The sequence below is a fragment of the Petroclostridium xylanilyticum genome (assembly GCF_002252565.1).
Classification (GTDB): Bacteria; Bacillota; Clostridia; order SK-Y3; family SK-Y3; genus Petroclostridium; species Petroclostridium xylanilyticum.
The window spans coordinates 197,398-219,717 of record NZ_NPML01000029.1 but is presented as its reverse complement, the minus strand read 5'-3'; the positions used below and the strand labels follow the sequence as shown (position 1 = coordinate 219,717).

At 39.8% G+C, this 22,320-nt stretch carries 13 protein-coding genes and 1 other annotated feature; all 13 genes read right to left on the bottom strand.

Going from position 1 to position 22,320, the window contains the following annotated elements:
• Positions 1–38: 38 nt before the first annotated feature.
• The gene (locus CIB29_RS17495; RefSeq protein ID WP_094551880.1) at positions 39–1,070 is read right to left on the bottom strand and encodes a dockerin type I domain-containing protein; all 1,032 of its coding nucleotides are present in this window, start codon (positions 1,068–1,070) and stop codon (positions 39–41) included.
• 141 nt (positions 1,071–1,211) lie between these two features.
• Positions 1,212–4,892 carry a glycosyl hydrolase 53 family protein gene (locus CIB29_RS17490; RefSeq protein ID WP_094551878.1) on the bottom strand — a complete coding sequence of 1,227 codons (3,681 nt, stop codon included), beginning with the start codon at positions 4,890–4,892 and terminating at the stop codon, positions 1,212–1,214.
• Between the two features lie 95 nt (positions 4,893–4,987).
• Complete coding sequence (locus CIB29_RS17485; RefSeq protein WP_094551876.1) at positions 4,988–7,333, bottom strand: beta-galactosidase; 2,346 nt, start codon at positions 7,331–7,333, stop codon at positions 4,988–4,990.
• Between the two features lie 113 nt (positions 7,334–7,446).
• Positions 7,447–8,253: a carbohydrate ABC transporter permease gene (locus CIB29_RS17480; RefSeq protein ID WP_094551874.1), complete on the bottom strand. Its 807-nt coding sequence runs from the start codon at positions 8,251–8,253 to the stop codon at positions 7,447–7,449.
• Positions 8,253–9,209, bottom strand: a complete 957-nt coding sequence (locus tag CIB29_RS17475) for a carbohydrate ABC transporter permease (RefSeq protein WP_242965325.1) — start codon at positions 9,207–9,209, stop codon at positions 8,253–8,255. The genes CIB29_RS17480 and CIB29_RS17475 overlap by 1 nt, the downstream gene beginning before the upstream one ends.
• A gap of 265 nt (positions 9,210–9,474) precedes the next feature.
• A complete protein-coding gene (locus CIB29_RS17470) occupies positions 9,475–10,839 on the bottom strand; it encodes an ABC transporter substrate-binding protein (RefSeq protein WP_094551872.1) in 1,365 nt (454 codons plus the stop codon).
• Between the two features lie 100 nt (positions 10,840–10,939).
• On the bottom strand, positions 10,940–12,712 hold the full coding sequence (locus CIB29_RS17465; protein ID WP_094551870.1) for a sensor histidine kinase: 1,773 nt from the start codon (positions 12,710–12,712) through the stop codon (positions 10,940–10,942).
• The gene (locus CIB29_RS17460; protein WP_198543967.1) at positions 12,693–14,288 is read right to left on the bottom strand and encodes a response regulator transcription factor; all 1,596 of its coding nucleotides are present in this window, start codon (positions 14,286–14,288) and stop codon (positions 12,693–12,695) included. The genes CIB29_RS17465 and CIB29_RS17460 overlap by 20 nt, the downstream gene beginning before the upstream one ends.
• A 134-nt stretch (positions 14,289–14,422) precedes the next feature.
• Positions 14,423–15,826, bottom strand: coding sequence for a cysteine--tRNA ligase (gene cysS, locus CIB29_RS17455; RefSeq protein WP_094551866.1), 1,404 nt, complete (start codon positions 15,824–15,826; stop codon positions 14,423–14,425).
• Between the two features lie 175 nt (positions 15,827–16,001).
• On the bottom strand, positions 16,002–17,216 hold the full coding sequence (locus CIB29_RS17450; protein ID WP_094551864.1) for an RNA-guided endonuclease InsQ/TnpB family protein: 1,215 nt from the start codon (positions 17,214–17,216) through the stop codon (positions 16,002–16,004).
• Positions 17,200–17,817 (bottom strand): IS607 family transposase, encoded by a 618-nt coding sequence (locus CIB29_RS17445; RefSeq protein ID WP_094546561.1) that lies wholly within the window; start codon positions 17,815–17,817, stop codon positions 17,200–17,202. The genes CIB29_RS17450 and CIB29_RS17445 overlap by 17 nt, the downstream gene beginning before the upstream one ends.
• A 280-nt stretch (positions 17,818–18,097) precedes the next feature.
• A complete protein-coding gene (gene epsC / locus CIB29_RS17440) occupies positions 18,098–18,787 on the bottom strand; it encodes a serine O-acetyltransferase EpsC (RefSeq protein WP_094551862.1) in 690 nt (229 codons plus the stop codon).
• A 96-nt stretch (positions 18,788–18,883) separates the two neighbouring features.
• Positions 18,884–19,099: a binding site (T-box leader), on the bottom strand.
• 67 nt (positions 19,100–19,166) lie between these two features.
• Complete coding sequence (locus CIB29_RS17435; protein WP_094551860.1) at positions 19,167–22,319, bottom strand: alpha-mannosidase; 3,153 nt, start codon at positions 22,317–22,319, stop codon at positions 19,167–19,169.
• Between the last annotated feature and the right edge of the window lies 1 nt (position 22,320).

The following is a 22,320-nucleotide window of genomic DNA, read 5'->3' as shown; positions in this document are numbered from 1 at the left end:
GTGGCTTGAGTATTTGGATAACATTCTTTTTTGTTTTTTTAGTTGTTTGCAATCTTAATAGCAATCAATTGAAGCTCTGTTAGATCAATCTTTCCGTCTCCGTTGATATCATAAGTTTCTATGTTATGCCAGTTATCATTATTTGAATCTGTCCCATAATAGTACGCCGCTATTGCAAGGTCTCCAACATCAACTCTCCCGTCGCCATTTAGGTCAAACGTCTTGTATGTGACAGTAACATTAATTTCAACAGGAATATCCGTTTCGGCGACCTTGTCTCTTATGGTTCCGTTTACCGTAAAGCTCGTTCCTATCGTACCTTCTCCTGTGTACAAATTCGGATTTGGCAAAATCCAGTTCACATCGGCATCTATAGTAGTACCATTGGACAAATATGCTTTTACGGTTTTCGGAAGTTTTGGCACCTCGTTCACCACCGTGCTTATAGGTTCTGGATTTTCCACCGATTGGACAACCGGCAATTGTTCACCGATATTTCTTGTCTTATAAAACGAAATGTCGTCTATATCCAGTATCCACGCCCATTCAGCCAAACTATTGTTAAGTTCTACTGCTATGCCGATTGTGCATCTTCCCGCAGTTACTTTGACATTTTCAAGTTTCAAAGTAGTAAATTCACTGGAGTTTATTTGATCTTTACATTCTTCACTGGTTTCGTCCGATTCATCCGTATCAGTCACAAACAATTTCAATGATTCGATTCCACTTATATCCCCCTGTATCTTCGCTTCCAGCGTGTATATACCGTCAGGCAGTCTGTCGCCGTCTGTGCCATACACAGCTTGTGTTACGGTCCCTCTGTTTTCGACACCTGTAGACTTTATGCTCAATACCTTGTTTTCCGAACCGCTCAGCCATGTATGCGGTTCAATGCCAGACGATACCATCCAGTTGTCCGGTTTCCAATTTGAATCGCTATCAGTTTCAAAGTCTCCATTTACCACATAGTTGGTCTGTTCAACTGCCAATACCACCGCATTTGGAACCAAAGTTCCTGCCAGTAGAAACACTGACAGTATAACTGATAAGAATTTAGTTTTATTTCTCATGCAGTTTTCCTCCTACAATATTGCATATAGTTTTCAAAAAGGTGATAAACGCCGTTTCCAGCACCTTATACACTTTATTCATACAGCATGCCGGAACATGTTTCCGTATCCATGCGTCTAAACATGTTCAACACCAAATTATTAATTTTTTGACGCTCTATATATAATTACTGCCGCTTCCGCCCTGGAAGCATCGTCTTTTGGATGGATAAGTCCATTTCTGCCGTTTACAATACCTTTATTTACAAGTACTGAAACAGATTCCAATGCGTAATCTGATATTTCCGATACATCCTTGAACTTTTCCAAATCTTCTGCAAAACCCTCAGACGACAGTCTTTTAGCTGCTTTAAGAGCTCTTGCCGTCAACACCATCAAATCCTGCCTTGTAATGCTTTCTCCGGGATTGAAGTTGTTATTGTCAGTCCCTGTGACTATCCCCAACTTTTTGGCAATACCAACGGCTTGGTAATAGTAATCGGTGCTTTTTACATCGTTAAAGTTCCCATCCACTTTTGCAGTGAGACCAAATGCTCTGACAAGCATTACAATATACTCGGCCCTTGTTATATTTTTTTCCGGTGTAAACGTTGTCTCGGAAGTACCTTTGACTATGCCTTTAGATGCAAGGACCTGTATAGGTTTCTTCGCCCATTCAAATTGATCCATATCATCAAATGTTTTATGCACAAATGCAACTGCAAATTTGCTGAAATGTGTCGTAGAAAATACAACCCCTCCTCTGGTTGCATCATACTTTGAATTCGGAACCACCGCAATATTTCCGCTATCATCTATATGCCATACAACGATATGTTCTTGAACCTTCAATTCTTCAGCAGCTGGCGTATAAGGAATGGATACTGTAACAGGAGCATCAGGATTATCCCATGATATTTCTTTTTCATCAAGTTTTACCTTAATCTCTATTATCGGCCTATCCAATATTTGTGCTTCAAGCGTATTACCAAGGCCGGCCTTATCCGCTTTGGTCATTACAATACTCACTTTTTGCACTCCCTGAGTTTCAGAAATGCTCAGCATATTAGCAGGCACAATTATCATTCCTATGCCTGTATCAATTTTTATCATATATTTTAAATCTTTTGTTGCAAGGCTTGCAGCTGGAAGAATTACCTCATACGCGGACCGTCCTTCAATTTTGTCCACTGAGACAAGCACAGTTTTCATGCCTTTGGCATCCTCTTGAACAGTTTCAAAAGCATTTTTAAGCGCAATTTCGTCTACGGAAATTTTTACTATACCGTTTTCTACAACAGGCGTTTTAACCGCCACTTTTACTAACTCGCTGCTTGTCGAAGGCGTCGTTTCCACAGGAACGGAAGGCGAATCTGCTCTGCTGCTGCCATTGCTGCTACTGCTTGGTTTGGCTGTTCTTGTGGTTGTCAATCCTGCCGGTTCTACCACAGATCCTTCAGGGGCTGTTCCCATCAGCACTCTTGAGATGGTTATGTCGTCTGTTCCGATAGACCCACTTTTTGCCTTGAAGAAAAGACTAAGCACATCTGCATTCCAAGATAACCCTCCAGTACCTGTATTTGCGGCAATAATCCTTACCATTCCGGGTATCTCAGTGTCTTTGCTCAGTACTTTTATATCGCTGCTTGCACCGACTGCGTCTACAAATTCAAGCTTGTCCTTATCATAATTTATGGCTATGTCCTGGGCATATACATTGTAAATCAGGTTGCTGTACGAAAGCTTAACCGTAAAGTTGGAACCTGCACTTATGGAATACGGCAAAGCCAGATTGGCTGAAGAAAGGTCCGGGTAAAGCTCAAAATCGTCCAGTTTGCCCCATGTGCCACTTCCCGCGGTAACAATCCTGACACCTATCGTACACTGGCCGTTTGTAACGTTAATGTTCTTAATTTCAGGTTGTTTCCAATCCCGCCATCCGGTATTGGCAAAACTCACCTTTTTTTCTTCTCCGCCGTAATCCTTGGCAAACAAATATCTTTCAACCGTACCGTAATCCCCGCCGTGGGATACGACCTTCAAGGTATAAGTTCCGTTTGGAAGGCCGGTAATTGTCTGCTGCACGGTAAAACCGGACGAATTGGGGGAAATGTAGTAGTGAAACACCCTGTCTCCCGTATATGCGTTGTTGCCGGGACTGCTCTCAATGTAAGCCTGAACACTGTCGGAATCTCTGGTGACCGTCCAATTCGACAAATTACTGGATTCAAAACTGTAATCTTTTACATAATTTTTCTTTCCTATCACGTTAAGGTTTAATACGGCTTTTTCAGTAGTCCCCTCCACACTGCCGTATACAGTAATTGTATGCAGTTTTAAAAGATCTGAAGATTTAATATTATCCCATTTTACGCAGACATCCCTTATTGTTCCGTCGCTGTATTCGGCCTTTACGGTAGCAGGCAGTTCAGACGTTTCAGAGACTGTTACTGTAGCGCTTGCTGGACGCAACTTTATTATTTTTGCTGAATAAAGCTTGCCTTCAGGTAGTTCAGATACACTCTTTCTAACATCCTTGAAAACATTAATTGATGGAAGAACTTTCCCGTTAAAATCGAAAAGTGCCCTGTTTTCACTATCATTTCCTTGACCTGTGATCCATCCTGCAAGATTATTGCCTTTGTCGTCCAAAACAGGAATCCACTCAGGCGCCCAATAGAATACACCTATCCCTTTGCTGTTTCCTTCACTATCCTTAATCTGTGAAACAGCCTCCATGACATCCCTTAACAGCTGTGCCTGTCCCTGAACGGTGGCCTGATAACCTCCGATCTCGTCCATACCTTCTCCGAAGGCATTGCTTTGGCTGTCCCCGTTTGCAAAGGTATAACCGTAGCCAATCTCGGCCACAGCAATTTCCTTTCCATATCTTTTGGCAATATCGTCAATGTTAGCTTTGAATTTATCCAAAGAACCATGCCAAAATGGATAATAGGACAAACCTATCACATCAAAATCTATCCCACTCTTTCCCTCGTTATATTTATCAGCTGATGCAATATAGTCTGTAGCATCGGAAAAATCTGTAAGTTTATCAAAAACCCTTCTGTACAAAACATTATCCCCACCATCGGCAAGATGAATCATTATTTTGGTATTTGTTCCTCCCACTTCCCTTACAGCTTTTGTGGCCGCATTAATCAATCCTATCCATCCGGCGTAGCCATTGGACGTTTTACCGTCTGGCCACAGCATTCCGCTGTTTGTTTCGTTTCCGATCTGTACCATGTCTGGCATTGCACCGGCGTTCTTCATATTGTTGAGCACGGTTTTGGTATAATGATATACTGCATCTTGCAAACCTTCTCCTGTCAGTTCTTCCCAAGCTTTCGGCTTTGTCTGCTTTCCGGGGTCAGCCCAGAAATCACTGTAATGGAAGTCAAGCAATACCTTAAAGCCAAGCCCCTTTGCTCTGACCGCAAGCCCTGTTATAGTGGCTTCATCACAGTTACCGCCTCCGGCTTGTGTTCCCTCGGGTGCCGGACTTCCATTAACTGTTACGATATCATTTCCTGCTTTTCCATTTGCGTCGGTTGTAGGGTCGTTCCAAAGCCTAAGCCTTATCCAGTTTATTCCATGTTCTTTCAGAATCTGGAGACAATCCTTTTCTACTCCGTTCTGATCATAATACCTTCCGCCGTTTTTTTCAATTTCGGCCAGCATTGAAATGTCTGCACCCATGATGAAATCAGGGTTAAGCCCTTTAATAGGATTTACGCAAATGCTTTCTGCGACCGTCTCAGAAGCATATGTTGGCGCAAATATTGAAAATACCACTGCAAACATGATTATACTAACAACAGTATTTTTCAAATGTTTCATGTTATTCCTCCTTCTAATCAGTTTAAAGGCCAGCTATATTATCCTTCCAACCCTTACAATTACATTGATAATGATAAAATAATGGTGAATTTTTATCACATCTTTTGTTTTATTGAGACTTCATATACCGGTATCGCCTGAATCGAATGGATTTCTGCAATTTCCTGTTCGCATAATTCCATCCGTGCAGCCATTGTCGAATCACTTTTTACATGTGCTCCTTTTTTCAATGGTGATATGTGGATATACATTCCCTTTGAAACAAGCTCGCTCTCATATCTTTTAAGGCCAATTTCCCAGACGGCGCCATTGCAGAAGTTATCATTGATAAGCCTGCCATCAATGAATGCATAGCCTATATCTCCCGTATAATCAACACGGAGAAGAATTTCCTTCAGGCCATTGAATAAATTATCTTTAAAGCTGATAACCGCTTTTGATTTTTTGATTTTATTGATTTCAGGCGTAATTTTTTTATAAGGTATATTGATCATATAACCGGAAAATATTCCGCTTTTAATTGGTTCCCCGATTTTTGCACCGGCAATCAATACTTCCCCCTCTATTTCCGGGAACATACCAAAGTTGATCGTCTCCTTGTCCACACACTCTAATTTCAGTTCATTTTCCGAAACAATAAGATTCGCGTCGGTGATAATTAATCTTTCTCTTCCCCACAGATGAACCTTCCATAGATTGAGAGCCTGTTCTCTTGTCAATGTACATAGATTTATTTTATTGCCTTCACAGGAAGTCAGCTTAATAATGCTCATGCCGGCTTCATTGACCCGGACTCTGATGATTCCCCCGTCCTTTTCGATCTCCCCATGGTCAATCTCAATACGGTCAGTCCGGATTGAATCAAAACCATATTCTCCCTTCATTCCCGGCGGGATAAAGAAAAAGTAATATTTTTCACCATTGTGTTGGGTACATGTAATCAACTGCGTTGTCGCATATTTCAGCCGCACCCCGTCCATTTCCAAATTAAAGGGAAAGATACAGCAGGCGTCTTTTCCAAGAGTCAGTCCGCCTTTTTCGGGTATCGTTATTTTTTCACTGCCAAATTGCAGATGGATACAAAAGTCCTTTTGCTCTCTTGTTTCGACGTGGTCCTGATAGTTGTTGATGAACAAAAATCCTGCACGATCTTTTACTCTGGCCGCATACCGCAGTATTTCAATGTCATACGGATCCATATCTTCGGTATTATACGGAAGCACTGTCTTCATGCTGCACAGGCTTTCTTCAAAATCTTTAAAGAAATAATGGAGAAGTTTGAGCCTTTTATAATGCTCTCTTATCTGCCCGTACTCACCGATGGGAGCCTGGAAATCATAGGATATTTTAGGCGTTGCGTGCTCGTTTAAATATACTATATGTTTCCCGGTTGGGTTCGACCCACCATGGAACATATAATATCCAACAAAATTGCATCCTCCTGCGGCTTTTACCAGCGCCATCGCTTCAACACTTTCAGGAGGCAGTTGGAACCTGTATTTATAGAATACCGTCATTCCTCCACCCATTTCGCAACACGCATACGGATAGCTTTCAGGTGGATATCCCGGTTCAAAATTGTAGCATTTTGGTATGGCATTATTGTGGTAGTCCCTGAAAATAAATTCAGGCGTGGCAGGATGTTCTTTGACATCCCCATAAAAAATCCACGGCCAGAAAGCATAGCCTCCCCAAAGAGGAAGCATTTCATCTTCCGGCGCGGCTGCCCCTCCCCAGGCTGTACAAGTATAAATGGGTGTATCGATGCCTGATTCAATAGCAATCTGCTTTAACTTTTTCATGTGTTCGATTCCATCCCTGCCGGCAGGCAACCATTCATTACTTACGCCGGTGGTCATCTCCAATGGAGCCCCGGCGTGCATATATTCATTTTCAATCTGGGTGCCAATCACCGGCCCGCCATCTTTATACAATAAGCCCTTGACCTGTTTGCCTATTTCCCTGTATAACCTTCGCACGTATACCAGATATTCCTCATCATTTGACCGCACATCAAAGGGACGCCCGAAAAGCCAGTCAGGCATTCCCCCATTTCGGCATTCCCCATGGTCAAAAGGTCCAATTCTTATGATTACATATAAGCCATGCTTTGCACACAAATGGATAAAACTTCTGAGATTTTTATTACCGCTCCATTCAAAAACGCCTTGCTCCTCCTCATGGTGGATCCAGAAAATATAAGTAGCAATGATGTTGATCCCGCACATTTTCATTTTGATGATTTCATCTTCCCAGAACCGTTCATCACAGCGGCTAAAGTGGAATTCACCGCATATCCCGAAAAAAGGCTTTCCATTCAGCTCCATATAGTAATTTGTAAAACTGATTTTGTCCCCCGTTAGACTGGTCCCTCCCAATTTTATGTGTCCTGAATAAATTTTCTTATTTGAATTTTCCAGATTGATACTGTATTCTCTCATGTCAGCACCTCAAGCCATAGTATTGAATAGTTTTGGGCGCATTTAATATTTTTGAAGAATATTATGAAAAGAACGTTGCGGAAAGGCTTAGAGCCTGTTAACGCACTATTATTTTAACCTTTTACAGCACCTGCCGCCAATCCTTTTATGAAACTCTTGGAACCAATTGCAAATATGATGAGCAAAGGGATTACCGATACTGCCAAAGCTGCACCTCTTGCCCCCCAATCCTGCGTATAGGCTGTCGCCAGAGATTGTATGCCCAGTGGTATGGTAAACAATTCTTTTTTATTAATCATAATCATCTGTAATAGGAAACTGTTCCATGACCATAAAAATATCAGCATAAACAAGCTTCCGACAGCAGGCTTTATAAATGCTGTTACGATTTCAAAAAATATCCTCAGCTCATTACAGCCGTCTATCCGTGCACTTTCAATAACTTCATTGGGTACCGACTGTTTCATGTACTGCATCATGAAAAATACAGCATAAGAACTGGCACCCCATATCAGAATGAGGGGTACGTGCGTCCCGGAAAGCTTAAGATGCCTCATCTGAACAGCATATCCTATCATGGCAATCTGGCCCGGAACCATCATGGTCAATATAATAAATGTTGTAAGCTGCTTTTTCAGCCTGAAATCATATTTTGTCAATGCAAAACCGGCTAATGCACTGACTAATACACATAAAGCGGCAGATAAAACGGATATATAAAAGCTGTTCCAATAGTAACGTAAAAAACCGCCATGAATGATAGTCTTAAAATTTTCTATAAAAGCATATCCGGGAAAAAATATATCTCCTTTATAAATTTCTGCCGTGGTGTGGGTAGACATCACGAACACAAAATAAAAGGGAAATACGGAAATTACGGTTATAATCGCCAGAGGAACGATAAATAACAGCTTTTTCACTATCTTTCCTCCTCTCTGTATAGCAGCCTGGAGCTAATGAAACTTAACAATACAATAAAAATGAAAATTCCGTAGGTAATCGCAGCGCCGTAGCCCAGAAAAGTCGTACTTTTAAATGCCCTATCATAGAAATATATCATTCCTGTAAGGCACGACCTGTCCGGACCCCCAATCAGGAAGGGTCCTCCTCCGCTTCCTCCAAATAAAACCATTGGCTCGTCAAACAACTGAAGCCCTCCGGTAATACTTGTAATAATAAGGAATTGTGTGATCGGTCTCAAATAAGGCGTGGTAATCTTAAAAAATATCTGCCTCTCATTGGCGCCGTCAACCAGTGCAGCTTCTGTCAGTTCTTCCGGTATTGTGGATAATCCCGCAAGATAAATAATTAAATAATATCCAAAATTTTTCCATATCAGCATCAGGATAACAACAAATCGTGCCGTACTTCCAATACCGAGCCAGTTGATGCCTTCCTGTACAAGGCCGGAGGCAACAAGGATTTTGTTGATAATACCGGTTGACCAGTCAAACATAAACGCAAATATGACGCCTATGGCTGCAGGTGTTGTGATATAAGGAAGTACGTTCAAAGTTTGGAACAACCGGCGGTTGCTTTTTAACTTATATAATAAGACAGCCAGCACCAATCCGCCAAATATAACGACGGGAATATATAAAACCATAAACAGCAAAGTATTGAATAAAGATTTATAAAAAAGGGTATCGCGGGTAAATAGCCGGATATAATTTGCCAATCCGACAAATTTCATTTTATTGATCCCGGCCACCCCGTCCCAATCTGTTAAACTAATATAGAATGAATAAAGGGTCGGATACGCAAAAAAAGCAGTATATAGTGCAAAAAACGGCAACAGGAATAAATACGGCCAGATATTATATTTTTTGCGTTTCAAGTAAGCAGTGTTATTTTTCGCATTTGACATTACTTCCATAGTGATACCATCTTTCATTTAAAATTAATTGGTGAGAGCAATACAAAAAAATGATGAAAATACATTCCCACGGATGGGTACCATCATGTATTCCATGTTTTGCCGTCGGCTTATACCGGCATCCGTGCCGGGATAAGCCTAAAATCACCCTCCATGGTGATTTTCCGGCTGCAACATTTTATATATGATGATACCCACCCACATCGGTTCTATTGTGTCTCACATACTCCAAACTCTGAGCCCCGAGCTCCAAGCTATTTTCATACTATTCTATCTGTGCATCGGGAAGCTTGTTTTTAATTTCCTCAATCAATTTCTTCAACGCTTCATCCGAAGTCATTTGCGGATTAGAATTTAAAGCAGTAGTTACCAATTGCATTGCGTCATGAATGATATTGTCATCCTTGGTCATCGGTCTTAGCTTAATTTGAGGGATTACCTGCTCTATAAAGAATTTTCCTGTATCCTGGCCTCCAAACCATTCGTCTTTGAAGGATGCAAAATTGGGATCTTTGTAAGGTTCTTTTGCAGAAGTAAAATTCCCGATCTGTTTAATTGCTTCTGCTCCTTCCTTGGAAAGTGTGGCAAACTTAATAAACTCCCAGGCTGCGTCCTTATTCTTGCATGTTTTTGAAATTCCCAGCGTGGTACCGCCCCAGCTGATATTGCCGCCCGGAGCATTCATCAAGCCCCAATGTCCTTTACCTTTGCCATCTTTGTCATTGGGTTGGATAACAAACTGTGATGTCCATGTTGCGCAGCCGGCGAACATATGTTTCCCCTGTCCATAGGAAGCATACCATGCCGGTGACCATGCATCAAGTTTGTCAACAATACCGGCATCCCTGAATTTTACCAGCAGGTCAAGTGTCGGCTTGAGAGATTTGGTGGCCATGATTTTACCATTTTCAACCCACGGGCTGGGATTTTGTTCCCTGATAAACTGCGCTGCATCTCCCATCCCGGGCCACATAAAGATTTCACCGCCGCTTTTCTGCTTTATTTCCTTGCCCTTTTCAATAAAAGCGTCCCAGGTAGGTAACATCTTTTCCAGTTCTGCAGGGTCATCTGTTCCCAGATACTGCTTTGCCAAATCTCTTCTATAGGCAAGGCCGGCAGGACTGACACTTTGCTCGATACCGCACACATCGCCTTTTGAGTTTACCATAACAGGTTTCAAATAATCAAACACCTGATTAATATCAAAATTATATGGGGGCTTGTTTAATGGTTCCCACATGTCCAGCTCGAAAAGCTTGGCCCTTGAATCGATGATGGCCCATGCAATATCCGGCAGCTCAGTCCCTGCAGCAAGTGCAGTCTGGTATTTCTGCACCGAATCACCATTTGCCATAGGCGTGTATTCAAATTTTACATTCGGGTATTTCTTGTTAAAGGCTGAGGTTACAGTATTCCAGTAATTCTCATCCCAGCCCCAGGTTGTAAGCGTACAGTTGTAGTCTTCCGGTTTTTTGTCAGCCGAAAATTCAGTTTTTGCCGTCTCCTCTTTTTTTGCGGCATCTTCTGCCGGCTTTGTGGCATTATTGCCAGCGCACCCCGCAAGCAGGCTGCTGAGCATGAATACGGCCGCCACCATGCATATTGCTTTTTTCCATTGAATTCTGTACATTGAAAATCCTCCTCACACGGCTTAATAATTTTTACAGTTTTATGGTATCACACCGATTCCTAAAGCAAAACATAACAACTTTAAGATTTTGTATAAAATTTTAAGATTCACCCATCACAAAGGGAACTTTTAAAGTAATTTTTGTACCTTCACCCGGCCTGCTGTCTATTTCAAGCCGGTAGTCTTCACCATATAGGTATTTAAGTCTGTCCCTGATATTGGAAATCCCGATATGCCTTACACTATCCCCGGAGTTGAGATGCTTTTCTCCTATTAATATGGAATCGATCATATCCTGGTCCATCCCGACACCATCGTCTTCAATAATAATTTTTACATCCTTTTCATCTTTAAAAATGGAAACAATAATTGTCCCCTTTTCATCTTTAGGGCAAATACCGTGAAATAGTGCATTCTCTATCAAAGGCTGGATAAGTGTCTTGGGAATCAGGCAATCCAGGAGACTCTCGTCCACTTTCCACTCCAGTACAAAGATTTCACTATAACGGAATTTTTGTATTTCAACATAATGATTAACGATTTCCATCTCCTGCCGGATACTGGTATACAATCCGCTTTTTCCAAGCTTTATGCCATCCTGCAGTATTCTTATCAATGAATCTGTAACTTTTGCAATGTTTTGATTTTTCTCCTTTCTGGCCATGTATATAATTGTATTGAGTACATTATAAATAAAATGAGGATTTATCTGAGACAGCATGATATCAAATTCCATTTTCCTTTTCACCTTCTCGTGCTCAATGGATTCATTGATATGTCTTTTTATATCTCCTATCATTTTGTTAAATCCCGTACATAAAGCCTCCACTTCATCTCCGCTGGATATCTGTATTTCTACATCAAGATTGCCGCCGGAAACCTCTTTTATCTTTCTTGTGAGCTTTGTGATGGGCTTTGTAATATTGAGAATGATAGGCATAATAACGGCTATGATAAAAATCAGACTTGCAAGAATAAAAAAAACAAAAAAGTAAAAAATATATTCTATACGCTGAAAAAGCCGTTTGTTTGAAGTAAAGGATACCAGTTTCCATCCGTTGTCCATTGACCGGTCCAATACAATGTATCCGTCCGGCTTTGAAATCAACTGGGGCTCTTGTACAGGCGGTCCCGAAACATAGGCAGCAATGTCCTTCACATCAAGATATTTTTTATCACCGGCTTTGGCATATATTATACAGTTTTCCTGGTTAACCCACATGAAATCATCAAACCCTTTGCTTGCTTCATCAATATACTTTATAAAATACGGCATACTCAGATTCAGAATTAACTCTCCCAGTACCTTGTCCGACTGATTAACGCTTTGAATGGTCACAATACAGCTGATTACGTCAGCCGGCACGCCCCGTATGTCCATATGATGGGGCCTGGAAAAATAATAGTTGTTTTTTCTGTCCTCATAGGCAGGATACCAGTCTTCTTTCAGGTGATTCCTCATATAATCATCACTGAAAGGCACTAAATTAAAGCAAATACTGCCGTCATTTTTAATCAGGACAGCACTGTGGATGTAGCCGCCCCTCAACGCGATATAATCTTTCAAGCGCTCAATGACCTTACTTTTTGCAGATAACATGGCAAATGGATCTTCAACCGTATTATCCTTCCGCATATATTCCTGCACATCTTTATCAGTAATAATATTTTGCGAAAATTTGATGATATCTTCTGAATAGTATTCCAATTGGCGTGCGGTTTGCCGAAGCTTTACCTTGTCATCCTTCACCGCCTGTTCTTTTAAAATATTTGCAAAATAGTAATAGGCAAATGTTCCACTCAGGATAAGGGAAACCATAATGACAAGACTTGTACTTAACAGAATTTTTGTTTTAATGCTCATTTTCATCATTTTCCCCACCTTCCATAAAGTCCAGCGGATTGATACCGGTCACCTTCCGGAATACCTGGCTGAAATACTGGCTTGTTTTGTACCCTACCATTTCCGCTACTTCATAGACCTTATATTTTCCGGTAGCCAGCAAATCTTTTGCTGCTTTGATCCGACAGTTGGTGAGATATTCCAGAAACGTGTATCCCGTTTCTTTTTTTAACAACTGGCTTAAATAAATGCCGTTGATTTCAAACAGTTCTCCTAACCTTTCGGCGGTCAGGTCGTCACTGTAATGCTTTTCGATATAGTTGATTGCCTTCTGTACTTTTTTGGAATATCCGTTGGCCTTAATATCCATGACGCTTTTCAGCGCTTTGGCGAACTCTTCTTTAAACCAGCACTTTATCCCGTCAACAGAATACCAGCAATCTGTCCATTCATCATTCCGATTGGGTACATCAGCTGATATTGAAGCCAGGGCGTTATTCTGCCTGTAATTTTCTAATAAATATAACAACCCGCTGCATACTTTTTTCAACCCAAAGTAATTCCAGCCGGGAAAGGTTGCCAGCATAAATAAATTCTCAATTTCTGCCTCTACCAGGTTAATTTCCACACTTTTCAAACTTTTTGACATTCTCCCGAGTCCAGGTTCAACATTGATTGGACTATGGCTTATCCTGTCAAACAGTTCCTGGTGGCGGAAAATTTTTTCCCTCCCTGCAAAGACACTGTAGCGGATAACATTCAAGGCTTTTTGGTAAAGCGGGGATATACCTTCTATGCCACAACTGGTTGACGTCATGACAATTGATACCGTATCCCCCCATTGCTGCCTAAATTTTTTCTGGATGTGACATGCTGTCTGGTACAGTGTTTCCCTGACCTCACGCTGGCTGTAGATTTTTTTAATGGAAACAAGGATAGCAAGCGTTTCATGATCAATACTTATCTTTTCCATGTAATAGATGCTTTCAGGCAATATTAGTCCGGTTAAATCCAGCCTTTCATCGATAGGATTTCCTGTAATGTGTACAAACCCATCCATCACCGGGTACGGGACATCAAGATGTACCAACAGTAAAGCAAAATTTTCTTTTGGATTCTCTATATAGTCCTTATTTTCATATCTTATCCATTCATCAGGAGTCCTGCCCTCTAAAACTTCCTTTAAAAATTGCTGTCTCAGAACGCCATGCCTTCTTTTTTCCGTCTCCAGTTCCTTTTTTATCTTGTTGAGTTCACTCAGGAGACTCTGTTCATTGATATCATGTTTTAAGATATAGTTGGAAACACCTATTTCTATTGCCTGCTTTGCGTACTCAAAATCTTTATAAGCAGTCAAAAGTATAATTTTGGTATGTCTTCCATGGGAGAGCAGCCTCCGGCTGAATTCCAAACCGTCCATTACCGGCATGCGTATATCGACAATTACGATCTGTGGAAAATACTTTTCATAAAGTCCTAAAGCTTTTTTCCCGTTGGTGGCTTCAGCAACAATTTCAAACCCATATTCATCCCACCGGATTAAATTTCTCAGGTCTTCAATCGCAAGTCTTTCATCGTCTACAAGCATGACGCTGATTGCTTCCATTTTGACCAGCCTCCTGTTATTTGTTATTAACCGCCATGCTGCAATACAGCACAAAAACCGTTCATTGTTCACGATAAACAGGGATATACATCGTACTTGGTACATCACATTGGGCTGAGTATCATTTTTCTGATTTATACCTTTCTCCACTTTACCCCCTGTGGAGTATCTTCAAGTACGATTCCCATTTCTTTTAACTGGTCACGTATACTGTCGGCTAAAGTCCAGTTTTTCTCTTTCCTCGCCTGTTGCCGTTTAGCAATTAGTTCTTCTATTTCAGCATTCAGAGAATTCTGCTGTGACTTTTGCAATATTCCTAATACGTTCCCTAACTCCTTTAGCAGGTTTGCAGCAAATTCTATAATTACTACGGATGAATTGCTTGTAGCCGTAATATTTGCATTGATTTCCCTGACCATTTCAAACATGGCCGCGATAGCATCAGCAGTATTCAAATCATCATCCATGGCTGCAATGAAGTTCTCTTTATACTTATTTAGCCTGCTGGCCAGTTCCATCTCCTGTCCATTCATGGCCCTATCCTGGGCATTTTGTTTGAAAAATTCCAGGTTGCCAAGGCAGGTGTACATTCTTTCCAACCCGCCTTTTGCCTGTTCCATTAAATCTTTGCTAAAGTTAATGGGGTTGCGGTAATGAGCTGATAACATAAAAAATCTTATTACTTCATAATCATATTCTTTTGCTACATCCCTTACCGTAAAGAAATTATTTAACGATTTTGACATTTTCTGATTATCTACATTGATATAACCATTATGCAGCCAGTAGTTGGCAAAAGGTGCCTCGTTGGCGGCTTCACTCTGTGCTATCTCATTTTCATGATGAGGGAAAATCAGATCCTGCCCGCCGCTGTGTATATCAATGGTAGTTCCAAGATACTTATTTGCCATTGCAGAACATTCAATATGCCACCCCGGTCTGCCCATTCCCCAAGGGCTCTCCCATGCAGGCTCACCCGGCTTTTGCTTTTTCCACAATGCAAAGTCCATGGGATCTCTCTTTTGTTCATTTACATCTATTCTCGCCCCTGCCTCCAGGGCCTCGAGCGGTTGATGGGACAACTTTCCGTACTCTTTGAACTTTTTAGTATTAAAATAAACATCTCCATCTACATTATAGGCAAATCCTTTTTCTTCTAATTTTTTGATAAGTTCAATAATGGCATCTATATTTTCAGTAGCTTTTGGATGTACAGTTGCTTCTTTGATTCCCAGTCCCTTTGCATCTTTAAAATATTCGGCAATAAATCTTTCACCCAGTTCCTTAACAGTAATTCCTTCTTCGTTGGCCTTCTTAATCATTTTATCGTCTATATCAGTAAAATTCTGTACAAAGGTTACTTTATAACCTCTATATTCAAGATATCTTCTCAATGTATCAAATATAATAAATGGTCTTGCATTACCGATATGAAAATAATTATATACTGTAGGGCCGCAGGAATACATTCTTACCTCACCTGGGGTAACTGGTTTAAATTCTTCTTTTTGTCGTGTAAGTGTATTATATAGTTTCATGATTGTTGTCCGTTATAAGAAACTTATAAAAAGTTATAAATTTTATAACTTTTATGTTCTTTTCCTTATTCATAGAGTCCGCTTTCGGAATCCTACTTGCGTTTGGTATGACTCTCCAAAGGCTTAAATTCCGATGTGACGACACCGTACATACCAACATAATTCGTTAAGTGAATTATGCTGATTTTCCATATTTCATTAGATTTATAGCTGCATTTATATCTCTGTCATGCATTATTCCACATTCAGGACACACCCATTTTCTTGTTGATAAAGACATCTTATCTAAAATATATCCACATTCACTACATGTCTTGCTTGATGGATAATACCTGTCTGCTACTATAAATCTAATATTGTTCCATTTACATTTATATTCTATTATTCTACGAAACTCACTAAATGTTTGTTCTTGTATGGATTTTGCTAATTTATGATTTTTAACCATGCCTTTAACGTTTAAATCTTCCATACATACAAACTCTGGCTTGGCTTTCACCAGTTTAGCAGTTTCTTGATGTAAATAATTTGTACGAATGTCTTTTATTTTTTTATGAACTTTACGAATAAGGTACTCCAACTTAATAATGTTTTTAGTTTTCTTATAACGGTTTACACCTCCTTCTTTTTGTTTTTCATATTTTCTTGATAATTTACGTTGGAGTCTTTTTAATTTTTTATTTAATCTTCTTATTTCTTGACTCTTATTAATATTAGGTATTTTTCTACCATCATTAATTACTGCTAAATCTTTAACTCCTAAGTCAATGCCTATTCCATCTGAATACTTTTGGTTGTTGGTAGGTTTATAATCAATACTTACGGTTATAAACCAATTAAAACCATCAAATTTTATTCTTGGATTATAAAATTTTTCCGCTGTTTGTAATTCGATTCTATTTTCAGATAGTTTAATCCATCCTATCTTTTCAAGTTTTACTTTATCACCTTTAAATTTTAAATGTCCTAAATCTTCTCTGTGATAAAACCCTTGTTGTACATCTTTTTTGCTTTTAAATTTTGGATGTCCTTCTAAATCATAAACTGTCAATTGTCTACCTTGTCTTAATGCTTTTTTCTTAGTTTTTTCAGAATAATGTTTATTTTCTATTCTGAAAAAGTTTTTATAAGCTATGCATAAATCCTTTATTGCTTGTTTTGGTATTTGTGCTGAAACTTCATTTAACCAATTATATTCAGGATTTTTCTTTAGTTGTGTTAGTTCCTTTCTTAACTCTCCATCGTTTATAAACTTGCCACCGTTTTTAAAATTTTCTAATTGCTTAGATAAAGCCCAATTATAAGCCCATCGTGCCACATCTGCACATTTCTTTAATAAAGTCTTTTGTTTATTGTTAGGTAATAATTGTACTCTAATTGTCTTTATCATCTTCGGTCAACTCCTCAATCATTTTACGTGCTTTGTTTGCTCTTTTACCTTGAAGTTTACAAGAAAATACAGTTATTATTTGCACTAAATCTTCAACAAGTTCTTGTTGTTCAGTTTTTTCTGTACTATCTATTACTTCAATTTCACATCCATACAGATTAGATATATATTCCACCAATTCAAAACCAAATCTTAACAATCTATCTTTATAAAGAACAACGACTTTTTCAACTTCATTGTTGACTATTTTTCTTAATAATGTTCTTAATCCTTTTTTAGTATAATTAATCCCACTGCCTATATCTTCAATTATTTCATAATTTTTATTTTGTTTGTCTAAATATAATTTCATGTTTTCAACTTGTCGTTGTAAATCGTCTTTTTGTTTATACGAAGATACTCGGCAATATCCTATAATAACTTTTGATTTTTTATCTTCTTTAATATTTAATACTTGTTTTAATTGGTCATGCGAATAATATCTATATCCATTAGCACCTGTATGATGTGGAATAAGTAATCCTTTTTTGTCCCAGTTTCTTAATGTTTGAGGAGTTTTTCCAACTAATTTAGAAAACTCATGTATAGTATAATACTTCACATTAACCACCTCTAATTGTATTAGACTATACTAAATTATAAATGTCAACATTAATTTATAACTTTTTATTAACTGTTGTCAACCTCCTTTATGAATTTGTTCCACTTTCATGGTAGCGCAATTATTCGCAATATATTTAAAGTGCGAAGTAGTGGGGAGTGAGGAGTGGGGAGTAAATTACCGATCAAGTTCAAAAAACACTCCCCACTGTCCACTCCCCACTATGACACATCATAAATATATTGCGTAGTTTATGGTGTAATAGATACGTTTTTCATGATTATGTTTCACTTTCTTTTATACTGGTATCGTTGTTTCTTTGTCGCAACTGACAATCGTGCAGCTCTTGCTGCAATTGTTCAATTTTTGCCAATAATCTGCACATTTCCATAGATACCGGATCGGGCAGATGAATCTGGTCTAAATCCACCCCAATGGCAGGGGCCACTCTCTTATTATCCTTTGTAACAACTCTGCCGGGCACGCCGACAACGGTACTGTTAGGCGGAACTTCCCTAAGCACTACTGCGTTGGCAGCAATCTTGGAATTATCCCCAACTTTGAAAGGTCCCAAAACCTTCGCACCTGAACCTATCAGCACATTGTTACCAATGGTAGGATGTCTCTTACCTTTATCTTTCCCCGTTCCTCCAAGTGTTACACCTTGATATATGGTACAATTGTCGCCTATTTCAGTTGTCTCTCCAATAACCACGCCCATACCATGGTCTATAAACAATCCCTTGCCTATTTTAGCTCCGGGATGTATCTCGATGCCTGTAAAAAACCGGCTTATCTGAGATATTGCCCGGGCAATGAAGAACATCTTCCGGTTATAAAACCAGTGTGCAAGCCTATGGCTTAATACAGCATGAAGGCCGGGATAGAGCAATAATACCTCCAGCCAGCTTCTTGCTGCCGGATCCCTTTCCAGTATTACTTTTATTTCTTCCTTAATTGTTTTAAACATATTATAACCCCCACACCTTTGATTCCCCTTAATACTATCCAACATTATATCGATAACCAATATCAAAATAAAAAACTTCGCTCCTGCGCATAAAAGCACAGAGGCGAAGTTGTTCGCGGTCCCACTCTGTTTGAGAATTCCTTCTCATCTCCTATGGCATTTAACGGTGCCAACCGGAAAAAGATACTATCCTTTCCCCTTTTCTGCTCATGAGCGCACTTCAGATACATATGACATTAAGACTGCTTTCACCCGGCGGCAGTCTCTCTCTGTAAGCATATGTAACTTACTCTTCTCAATCGAAGCATTTATCTTTCAATATTTTAGATGTCTTACTTATTTATTATATGCTATTATTATACCACAAATCAAGATGAAATTAACAATGGGGTGCATTTAATTTAAACGTCTTGATCTCATAAGGTTTAATTTGGAAAGAGAAACTATTACCCTCAGGGACGATTTCCTCCAATTCTTTTTCCATTAGATTGCATTCAACTACCCGTCTTAATTCCTTATAAAACGTTACCCGGACATTACTTCGCCGGTTATGACATTCATACAACCTTATGATAATCTCATCGCTGTCCTCTGCCTTTTTAACTGCTTCAATGATTACATTATCCCGGCTCACATGGACCATGGACAGGCTGGAGGGTAATATGCCATCATGAGGTTGCTCTACCTTAGTATATAGTGGAATATTTAAGCTGTATGCCATCTGAACTGTCCTGCCGGCTTTCCAGTCTCCTCCATGGGGATAGAGTGAATAAGTAAAATAGTGTTCTTCCCTGTCAGCTTCCTTGTTCGGGTGAATCCCTGATTTAATTAAAGTTAATCGTATATTCCCATCCTTAATGTCATGGCCGTACTTGCAGTCATTTAACAAGCTAACCCCAAATCCTTCTTCAGAAATATCCGCCCATTTATGGGCACACACTTCGAAACGTGCCACATCCCAGGAAGTGTTCCAGTGGGTTGGACGTTCTACATTTCCATATTGTATTTCATAGGTAGCTTTATCGGCATGTACGTCTACCGGAAAAGCTGCTTTTAACAGCACCTGGTCTTCTTTCCAGTCTACATAGGTATCAAAATCTATTCTTGGGACATCTTTATAAATATATATATTCTGGATAATGGTAGAGTCGAGGAATTTCTTATAAATTCTCACCCCGCCCCGAACCGGACCATTTTCTATAACCTCTACTTTTTCTACCTGGTCTACTTCCCACATCTTTTCCTGATAGTAGATATCTATGTCCCAGTTGTCGTAGTTCATAGGTTTATCTTCGAATGCCTGGAGCTGGTTGCCCCGCCCACCTTGCTTGAGTACCTCCCGTCTATTGATCTTGTCATAGACAGACGACAAGGTCCCCTTTTCATCTATTTCAATGGCAAAGTATGCATTCTCAAGTTTGTTCTCACTAATATTAAGATTACTTACTTCACTGGTTTGTGCCTCTTCCAAAACATAAGTTCTATACCCTTTCGCCGGAATGTTTTCCGCAAAAAACATAGCTTTTCTTTGTCCTTGTCCTTCAACTGCCTGGCATGGAACTTTATAGCCCAATTCATCTACAATACATGGGTTAACCATACCATCAGGTATATCAAAAATTGCTATGTCACTCCGTTCAAAAGATAAGGTATTGTATACTACAACCGAAAGTTTTTCCAGTTTAATATTTGCAGCAATGCTGTCTACAGCCTGTCTGGCCATCTTATTTCCTTCAGCCAGTACTTTTTCATACTGCTCCCTTGATTCTTCATAGACTTCCTTAATGGAAGAACCGGGCAGTATATCGTGGAACTGATTGAGTAAAATGATTGCCCAGTTCTGATTAATGCTCTCTTGCGGATATTCCTTACCTAAAGTCATAGCGAGTGTGGATAAAAATTCTACATCCTGATAGAGAAGCTCACTCTTGCGGTTATATTTCTTGTTTCTGCCCATGGAGGTATAGGTCCCTCGATGGTATTCAAGATATAGCTCTCCTACCCATTTAGGCAAATACTTGCTTCCTGCTACCTTCTTCTCCAATTTTCTAAAATATTCACCGGCTGTGCCCATCTTTACCTTTGGACATCCGGGAATACCTCTTCCCATTCTCCGGGCATTCTCCAGCATTTCCTTGGTTGGACCGCCGCCGCCATCACCATACCCAAAAGCAATGAGAATATCATTATTAATATTTTTTTGCTGGTATCTTTCCCAGCCTCCCATAATGGCAGTTGGGTGAATATGGCCATTATAGGTTGTAAAGTTGGAATTTCCACTATGCTCCTGGGATTTATGATCTCTTGTAGTAATAAAATGGGTTAAGATTTCTGTCCCGTCTACACCTTTCCACATAAAAGTATCATACGGTATTTTATTAAACTGGTTCCAGCTTATTTTAGTGGTCATAAAATAATGAATATCCGATTTTTTTAAGATTTGTGGAAGTGCAGCACTATATCCGAATACATCCGGCAACCACAATATTTTATTTTTGATTCCGAATTCTTTCTCAAAAAATCTTGTCCCAAACAGTAGCTGTCTTACCAATGACTCTCCGGAGCATAGATTGCAGTCAGCTTCAAGCCACATAGCACCTTCCGGTTCCCATCTTCCTTCCCCTACTCTTTCTTTAATTTGCCCGTAAAGCTCAGGATGGTCTTCTTTTATGAACTTATAAAGCTGGGGCTGGCTTGACATAAAAATATACTCAGGATATTCTTTCATCAGGTTGAGTACTGTAGAGAAGCTTCTTGCTGCTTTTTCCCTGGTTTGTGCTATTGTCCACAGCCACGCTACATCGATATGGGTATGACCCACACAATGCGCTATGACATCCTCACAGCCACAGTATTTACCATAGAAATCTTCTTCTAAAAACCGGTTGGCTTCTTTAACAGAACGATTATAGCTTTCTGAAAAAGGCTTCCTGAGGTCCAGCATGTTTACTGCCTGATTAAGAAAATTCAAAATGTCAATTCTTCTTTTGTCTTCCTTATCCAGAAGAACAGCAACCTGAAGAGGTACACTAATATTGTAGTACAGCTTTTCTGCTTCTTTATCAAGCACTGCGATCCTGGAATTTAGTTCCACCAGTCCGTCATTCATTCCTGAATAAGCATGTAACGCTATTTCAAAGACTTCCCCGGCATTAGCTTTTTCAGAAAGTATAATTTCCCTGTGGTTTACATCCAGACCTTGTATAAGCTTTCCATTTACATAGATAAGAAACTGGGGGTTTGTCGCGTCCCATTGCCCTTCTCTTCCAGTCCTTACTTCAAACACTACTGTTTTCCCATCAAATCTGGCAGGTATTGTAACTTCCGTCCTGAACCAGCAGTGCTGGTCTCTGCCGCCCCAGCGTTCTCCCGGAAGGAACGAATCCCATGCGGTGGTCTCCAGTCCCATCCGCTCACCACCTTGCAAAGAGCCCTGCTTCATTTTATATGAAGCTATCGTCTCATATTCCGGGTATATATATTTGTCCAGGTCACTCAAAATCCTTTTAATTCTTTCCTCGGCAAAAAACATA

Excerpts from the sequence above, each read along its gene's own strand:
- CIB29_RS17495 (WP_094551880.1), bottom strand. The coding sequence starts at position 1,070 with ATGAGAAATAAAACTAAATTCTTATCAGTTATACTGTCAGTGTTTCTA.
- CIB29_RS17490 (WP_094551878.1), bottom strand. The coding sequence starts at position 4,892 with ATGAAACATTTGAAAAATACTGTTGTTAGTATAATCATGTTTGCAGTG.
- CIB29_RS17485 (WP_094551876.1), bottom strand. The coding sequence starts at position 7,333 with ATGAGAGAATACAGTATCAATCTGGAAAATTCAAATAAGAAAATTTAT.
- CIB29_RS17475 (WP_242965325.1), bottom strand. The coding sequence starts at position 9,209 with ATGGAAGTAATGTCAAATGCGAAAAATAACACTGCTTACTTGAAACGC.
- CIB29_RS17470 (WP_094551872.1), bottom strand. The coding sequence starts at position 10,839 with ATGTACAGAATTCAATGGAAAAAAGCAATATGCATGGTGGCGGCCGTA.
- CIB29_RS17465 (WP_094551870.1), bottom strand. The coding sequence starts at position 12,712 with ATGATGAAAATGAGCATTAAAACAAAAATTCTGTTAAGTACAAGTCTT.
- CIB29_RS17460 (WP_198543967.1), bottom strand. The coding sequence starts at position 14,288 with ATGGAAGCAATCAGCGTCATGCTTGTAGACGATGAAAGACTTGCGATT.
- cysS (WP_094551866.1), bottom strand. The coding sequence starts at position 15,826 with ATGAAACTATATAATACACTTACACGACAAAAAGAAGAATTTAAACCA.
- CIB29_RS17450 (WP_094551864.1), bottom strand. The coding sequence starts at position 17,216 with ATGATAAAGACAATTAGAGTACAATTATTACCTAACAATAAACAAAAG.
- epsC (WP_094551862.1), bottom strand. The coding sequence starts at position 18,787 with ATGTTTAAAACAATTAAGGAAGAAATAAAAGTAATACTGGAAAGGGAT.
- CIB29_RS17435 (WP_094551860.1), bottom strand. The coding sequence starts at position 22,319 with ATGTTTTTTGCCGAGGAAAGAATTAAAAGGATTTTGAGTGACCTGGAC.